We start from the raw sequence: 6,063 nt of genomic DNA on the forward strand, positions 1-6,063 counted from the left end.
GGTACGACAAGTTGGCGGTCCGCTACGAGGCGACCGTGCTGGTCGCAGCCATCAACGAATGGCTATGACCAGCACATTTGAAACGCACCCTAGGTGACTTCAGCGACGACTTCTACGAGGTGGCCTGTCCGCACTGCTCCCTGAATGTGACCATCGCCATTGGCGGATACGGGTACTACTCGGCCTGCCGGGACTGGGACGCGGGCGATGTCGACCGGCGCGACTTGCGGCCGGCGTCCATTGTGGAGCTCGACGGCATGGGGCGGTGGATGTACGACCTCGCGGTCCGTGACGGCCAGGACCGACTGGCGGAGGGGATCACGTATCTCATGGGCCGCGCGGAGTGTCCGCGTTGTGCCAGTGTGTTCCGCATAGCGGACGAGTACGCAGCCGCCAACCTCCCCCCAATGTTTTCCGTTCGACTTGCCCGTTCCAAGATCGGTTGAGAGACGGCTTCTCATGCCTTCGGGTCGATCGGCGGTGTGGTGCGGACTTCGGCGTCTGGCGCCAGCCGCAGGCCAGCCGTGACGAGGAAATCCGTGAGTTCGATCTGGCCGCCGTCGGTTCCGTCGTCCCAGCTGGTCCAGAGCCTCGACTCATCGCCGTCCCAGGTGTCGACGTCCTCGCTCGGATGCTGCTCGACAGTTCCCTCACCGTGCCGGTACCGCAGGTACAGGTACTGACCCGTGGTCGTCCAGGCATCCCACTGCGACGGGCAGCTCCCGGAGGTCTGCACCACCCGCGCGAGGGTCACATCCTCGTGCAGGTGGGCCTCGACAGCGCCCAGATGGTGGTCCTGGGCGATGAGGAGGCCGTCCACGAGACCGAGCAGGCGGATGCTGCCGCTGGGAAACTGGGGTATGACCGAGATACGCGCCAAAGGGGCAATGAGATGATCTTGAAGCCTTGATCTGCTCAGATTTACGTGCGGCGGCGTGCAGCGGGGTCGCGTTCGGCGACGTGCCGGGCGACCGAGTCGACGCCGGGACGGGCGTACCGCTCCAGGGAGCGGACGGATGCGTGGCGGGAGCGGGACAGCAGCATTGGGGTCGAGGTGCCGTCCTCGGCGTCGTGTGTCAGAGCACTGTGCCGTAGCCGGTGGAGCGTCCAGCCGTCCAGGTCCTCGATGTCCCCGGGTGAGGCGAGGGGGTTGGCCAGCAGTCGGGTGTTCTCCTCGAAGATCTCCTCGGCCCGACGGTAGGAGAGCCGGGCCCGGCCGGTCTCCGGGCACACGTCCAACGTCGGAGTCCCGGCGGGGGCCTTGCGGTCGGTGAGGAACAGTGGGCCGCGGGTGCGGCGGGCGATAAGGCGGGGCAGCAGTTGGGCGGTGCCGGACTGCCAGTGAATCCACTCGGTCGCCCCGCCCTTGGCGGTGATCTTGCCTCGTTTGTCCTGCGGGTAGAGGTCTTCCACGTTCAGGCACAGCACCTCGTCGGCGCGGGCCGCCGACTCGTAGAGCATCTTCCAGAACGTCTTCTCCCGCAGGGCGACGTCCAGGCGCCACAGGGCGGCGATCTGGTTCTCGGCCAGGGCCTTGGTTCGGTCCGGCGGCGCCGGCCGCCGCTCGATGCCGATCGTCGGGTCACCGTCGATCCAGCCTTGGCGCTGCCACCAGCCGATCGCCTTGCGCGCGATGGACAGTTCGCGGTTGACGGTGTCGGCGTCCATCTCGTCGGCCCGCGCCGCCGCCAGTTCGGCCAGCACCTCGGGCAACGCCGGGTCGTCGATCGCCGTGACGGGGAAGACGGGCGGCTGCGCGCCCCGGCGGGCGGGGCCGGTCGGCGCGGGTTCGCCGCTGAGCATCCACCCCCACGTCGTCAGGGAGATCCGGTAGATCCGGGCGGAGGACTTCGCGACACCCGCGCCGGTGAGGTACCGCTCGACCGCCGCGGTGTACGACGACGGCGGGGCGGACAGCGGCACGACCCGGGCACGCGGCAGGCGGATCGCGCCCCCGCTCCCGAATTCGGTCACCGGTTCGATCGCCATGTCCGCCCCACCCTCCCGGAACTGCCGCAGTAAATGCGTACACCTCGCCCCTGCGGCCGGATTGCCCCGCCGCAGGTCGCGATGATCACGCTAGGGGCTCCGCCGCAGTAAATCCGGCATTTACTGCGGCAGCTCCCTGACCAGCGGTGTTGCAAAGTCGCATGATCTCGTAGGCGCCCTGGGTCGCAGTTGCCACGACGCCGTGTCCGTTGCCCCCTAGCGGTGTTACCGTCGCGCCATGTCCAAGATCGAGATTGACGCGATAGCCGCCGAGTTCTTCGGAGCCTTCGACAACCGCGGCGGCAAGGTCGCGGACGTGGCCCGGATCCGCCGGCTGGTCATTCCGGGTGGTGTGATCGTGCTGACCGGGCCGAAGTACACGGTCTACACCGTGGACGAGTTCATCGAGCCGCGCGAACGCCTGCTCGCCGACGGCCGGTTGGTCGAGTTCTCGGAATGGGAGACCTCCGAGCGAACCGAGATCGCGGGCGACATCGCGTCGCGCTTCGGCGAGTACCGGAAGGCCGGCATCTTGGACGGCGAGCCGTTCGAGGGCGGCGGGACCAAGACCATCCAGTTCGTCCGCACCCCGGAGGGCTGGCGGATCGCGGCGTTCTCCTGGTACGACCAGCCCTGAGGGTCGGCAGGTCGCGGCGGTCCAAGGAGCGCGGGTTGCAACGGCCCTGGCTTCCTGACGGACCGCCGACGAGCGGAAGTCCGATGAGCCGACCTCGAAACGCAGCGACTGCTACCCCTATCTGCTGCACCGTCGACCCTCGCGTCGACCGCGGGACCAACATTACGCAGTGCACATACGCGCCACTTGGCTGTAGCTATACGGACGCGGGCCGGGCCGTGCGGCGCTGTCGTGCCGCAAGGTAGTTCTTCGCTTCTTGAGATGCCTTGGCATACGAGCCGGAGTCGAAGGGCGGTTGAGGGTCGTACTCGATGGCGAGTTGGAACGCCTCGGCGGCTACCCGTCCCGCGATGAGTTCAGCAAGGCGCAGCGCCATGTCGATGCCCGAGGAAACCCCGGCGGCGGTGACAATGCCGCCGGGCTGCTCCACAACGCGACGCTCCGTGTAGGTGGCGCCGTACGACTCCAGAGTGTCGATGGCCCCCCAGTGAGTGGTGGCCTCCAGCCCGTCGAGCAGGCCGGCCGCGCCTAGCAGCAAGGAACCGGTGCACACCGACGTGGTCCACGTGGTGGTGGCGTGGATACGACGGATCCAGTTGAGCAGCGACTCATCGGCGAGGCTGCGGCGTGCGCCCGGACCACCGGGAACCACCAGGACATCGGCTTCCACGACGTCCTGGAAGGAGGCCGTGGCGATGAGGAGGAGATGGCCCTCGCCGTCCGTGCAAGGGCCTGGAGCGTTGGCAGCGAAGACAACGTCGGATTCCGGCAGCATGCGAAGGATCTCGTACGGGCCGACAACGTCGAGCGCGGTGAATCCGTCGAAGAGCGGGATGACGATACGCATAAGCATGCCTTTCGGAGGTGACCGCCGTCGTCAGACAGCGTCGGTGTGCGCGGAGAAATGCTTGCGGTACTCGCCGGGGGTGACCTGGAGCGTCCGCTTGAAACTGCGGTGCAGGGTCTCGACGGTTCCGAACCCGCAGGCGTGCGCCACCGAATCCACGGTGGCGGAGGTGGTCTCAAGAAGCCGTCTGGCGGCCTCGATACGGGCGCTCTCGACGTACGCGGCAGGGGTGCTGCCCGTCTCCGCGCGGAAGACACGGGTGAAGTTCCGTTCGCTCATCGCGGCACGTGCCGCAAGGGCGGGCACGCCAAGGTCGCAGTCGGGGTGGTCGGCGATCCAGGCGAGGACGTCGCGCAACGGTGCCCGACCTGGGCGCTGGGCGGCGAGCTGGGCGCTGAATTGTGCCTGCCCTCCGGGACGTTGGACGAACATCACCATCTGGCGGGCGATGGCGCGGGAAATCTCGGGCCCGTGGTCGTCTTCGGTCATGGCGAGCGCGAGGTCCATCCCTGCAGTGATGCCGGCCGAGGTCCATACCTCACCGTCGCGGACGAAGATCGGGGCGGGGTCGACCGTGACCTGCGGATACCGCTCGGCCAGCTGGTCGCAGCGAGACCAGTGAGTGACCGCGCGCCGCCCGTCAAGGAGCCCAGCGGCGCCCAGCAGGAAGGCGCCGCTGCACACTGAGGCAGTACGGCGCGCACGGTGGGCGGTCCGGGCGAACCAGTCGACAAAGCGTCCGTCCTCGCAAGCCCGGTGGATACCCCCGCCACCCACGGCGATGAGCGTGTCCACCGGCCCAGCAGTTTCATCGATCGTCAGCGTCGGGGAGACCGCGAGACCGCCGCTGGAGAGCACCGGACCGGGCGCAGCAGCCACAGTTTCGAGGACGACGCCTCCGGTGATTCGTCCCGCCTGTGTGAACACCTCATGAGGTCCGGTCAGGTCGAGGATCTGAAAATCCGGAAAGACGGCGAAGACAATGCGTCGGATGCTCACCCATCCATCGTGGTCACAACCTCTGATGGCGGCAAGGACACGGATATGACGATTCCCGCCACTGCCTGGCGGCCAGGCGGGGATGCGCTCTCCTCGTGGCTCGGTCAGCTTTCACCACTCACGAACGGGACCAGGCCGACGACGGCGTGGCCCCGCTCGGCATCAAGCGGCCTGACCAAGGCCGGTAGCGGTCAGGTCCTGCTCGCGTAGCGGGGTGAAGTCGACATCGAGTTTCGGGTCGTAGGCGTCGGGCTGGATGCCGAGTTCGTGGGTGGAGTACTCGCCGAACCGGTTGATGTGTTCGGTCAGGTACGGCGAGATGTGCGCCAGGTCTTCAGGGTCGATCTCCCATCCCTCCTCCAGCAGCTGCCGCACGATCTCCGCGATGTCCAGGGCGTTGTGGAAGATCACCGCTTCTCTGAACTACGAGTTGAGAGGGCCGGCGCCAGACCGACATGGCCGGTCACACTCCGATGAAGCTCACGGTTTCTGTCATGTCCGCTCGCCCGGTACGCAGCCGTGGCACGCCTTCCTTCTCGAATCCCACCGCGACACCGCAGAACAGTACGAGCCCGTCATCGGCTCCGACGATCTGGCTGACGGTCTTGCGATACATCGTCCACATCACCTGGGGGCAGCTGTGCAGCCCTTCCGCCCGCAGTAACAGCATGACCGTCTGCAGGTGCATCCCCGCGTCCCCCCACTGCCCTGGCCCCATCGTCTGATCGAGGTAGCAGAACAGCACGACCGGGGCGCCGAACGCCTCAGAGTTCAAGGCGGCGATCTTTTTGGGCCTGTCGGGGTCGTCGCGCTCGATTCCCAGTGCTTTGTACCGCTGAGAAGCCGCGGCGGAGAAGCGGTCCACGTACGGTGAGGTCAGTTCGGCCGGGTACATCGGATACTGCCGCTCATCCCCCGGGTCTCCCGCCAGTGCCCTGGCTGTTGCGCGCCTCTTCAGCTCGGCCAGGGGCTCGCCGGTCACGACATACACATGCCACGGCTGGAGGTTCCCACTCGACGGAGCCCGCGTCGCTGCGGCCAGCACGCGTTCGAGTATCTCTTTGGATACCGGCTCATCGCTGAACGCCCGCACAGCCCGGCGACTGTCCACGGCTTCATACACATCCACGTCTGCTCTTCCTCTCACCTAACGACAGTCACCTCTCTACCCTCTTCAGCACACATACGAGGCAACAGGTGATCCGGATCGCACTTCGATCTGCGGCTGGCGACACCGCTGTTCTTCGGCCTGTCGATGCGATCGGTCTCCGCTTGCTCTACGAGGCGATGGACGGGCTCATCGGTGATCGGAGGAATCATGGAGCGGGCTCTTTGACGACACTGGTGCGGATCGCGATCTGGGCGAAGGTGGGCATCCCTAGGTCGATGGCAGTGCCACGCCGACTCTGCTCGGCATGAAGCTGAGCGAGTTTGTCCTCTGCCCCGGCCAGGCTCACCTGCAACCCTTCCACTTCGCCGAGCCATCCTTCGCGTTCGGGTCTGTACGGTGGGCGGTGTAACTCCCGGGCTGGAAGCGACAGTTGATGACTGACGTGACGAGTGACACCGAGGCCGGGAAGGCCGCTGTGAG

The 6,063-nt window shown here is 66.8% G+C and carries 8 protein-coding genes and 1 pseudogene; 2 read left to right on the top strand and 7 right to left on the bottom strand.

All coding sequences use genetic code 11. The features are described 5' to 3' along the window. The first annotated feature begins 77 nt into the window (after positions 1-77). On the top strand, positions 78-446 hold the full coding sequence (locus tag AB0958_RS44290) for a hypothetical protein (RefSeq protein WP_366896152.1): 369 nt from the start codon (positions 78-80) through the stop codon (positions 444-446). Positions 447-457: 11 nt separating this feature from the next. Here AB0958_RS44290 and AB0958_RS44295 read toward each other — a convergent pair whose 3' ends face one another. Together AB0958_RS44295 and AB0958_RS44300 are read right to left on the bottom strand one after the other, a co-directional pair. Further along, entirely contained in the window at positions 458-880 is a 423-nt protein-coding gene (locus AB0958_RS44295) for a hypothetical protein (protein ID WP_366896153.1), read from the bottom strand. Between the two features lie 41 nt (positions 881-921). Next, positions 922-1,989 carry a tyrosine-type recombinase/integrase gene (locus AB0958_RS44300; protein WP_366896154.1) on the bottom strand — a complete coding sequence of 356 codons (1,068 nt, stop codon included), beginning with the start codon at positions 1,987-1,989 and terminating at the stop codon, positions 922-924. 238 nt (positions 1,990-2,227) lie between these two features. Between AB0958_RS44300 and AB0958_RS44305 the strand changes: the two genes are divergently transcribed. Beyond that, positions 2,228-2,626, top strand: coding sequence for a nuclear transport factor 2 family protein (locus AB0958_RS44305; protein ID WP_366896155.1), 399 nt, complete (start codon positions 2,228-2,230; stop codon positions 2,624-2,626). Between the two features lie 196 nt (positions 2,627-2,822). Here AB0958_RS44305 and AB0958_RS44310 read toward each other — a convergent pair whose 3' ends face one another. The 5 genes and pseudogenes from AB0958_RS44310 to AB0958_RS44330 all read right to left on the bottom strand — a co-directional run. After that, positions 2,823-3,473 carry a DJ-1/PfpI family protein gene (locus tag AB0958_RS44310; protein ID WP_366896156.1) on the bottom strand — a complete coding sequence of 217 codons (651 nt, stop codon included), beginning with the start codon at positions 3,471-3,473 and terminating at the stop codon, positions 2,823-2,825. 30 nt (positions 3,474-3,503) lie between these two features. Next, positions 3,504-4,472 (bottom strand): GlxA family transcriptional regulator, encoded by a 969-nt coding sequence (locus tag AB0958_RS44315; RefSeq protein WP_366896157.1) that lies wholly within the window; start codon positions 4,470-4,472, stop codon positions 3,504-3,506. 162 nt (positions 4,473-4,634) lie between these two features. Further along, positions 4,635-4,883 carry a Tn3 family transposase gene (locus AB0958_RS44320; RefSeq protein ID WP_366896158.1) on the bottom strand — a complete coding sequence of 83 codons (249 nt, stop codon included), beginning with the start codon at positions 4,881-4,883 and terminating at the stop codon, positions 4,635-4,637. A gap of 52 nt (positions 4,884-4,935) precedes the next feature. Further along, a complete protein-coding gene (locus AB0958_RS44325) occupies positions 4,936-5,601 on the bottom strand; it encodes a nitroreductase (protein WP_366896159.1) in 666 nt (221 codons plus the stop codon). 187 nt (positions 5,602-5,788) lie between these two features. Further along, positions 5,789-6,063, bottom strand: a pseudogene (locus AB0958_RS44330) (hypothetical protein); the annotation flags it as partial.

Origin of the sequence: Streptomyces sp. NPDC006655, from assembly GCF_040703965.1 — a bacterium.
GTDB lineage: Bacteria > Actinomycetota > Actinomycetes > Streptomycetales > Streptomycetaceae > Streptomyces.